The 260-nt window shown below is 54.6% G+C and carries 1 rRNA gene; it reads right to left on the reverse strand.

Annotation, left to right across the window (positions count from 1 at the left end):
• Positions 1-8: 8 nt before the first annotated feature.
• Positions 9-126, reverse strand: a 5S ribosomal RNA gene (gene rrf, locus IO39_RS43660).
• Between the last annotated feature and the right edge of the window lie 134 nt (positions 127-260).

The following is a 260-nucleotide window of genomic DNA, read 5'->3' on the forward strand; positions in this document are numbered from 1 at the left end:
CAAAAATTGTCCGGCGGTGACCTACTCTCCCACACCCTCCCGAGTGCAGTACCATCGGCGCAGAGAAGCTTAACTTCCGGGTTCGGAATGTAACCGGGTTTTTCCCTCCCCGCCATAACCGCCGTAACCCTATGAAACACACAAGCACCACCGCTTGTTGCCTCAGAATTGCCTAGTGGACGCGAGCAAGAAAGTCTGCTTTGTGGTCAAGTCCTCGGCCTATTAGTACCGGTCAGCTCCACACGTTACCATGCTTCCAC

Source organism: Nonomuraea candida, from assembly GCF_000725485.1.
Lineage (GTDB): Bacteria > Actinomycetota > Actinomycetes > Streptosporangiales > Streptosporangiaceae > Nonomuraea > Nonomuraea candida.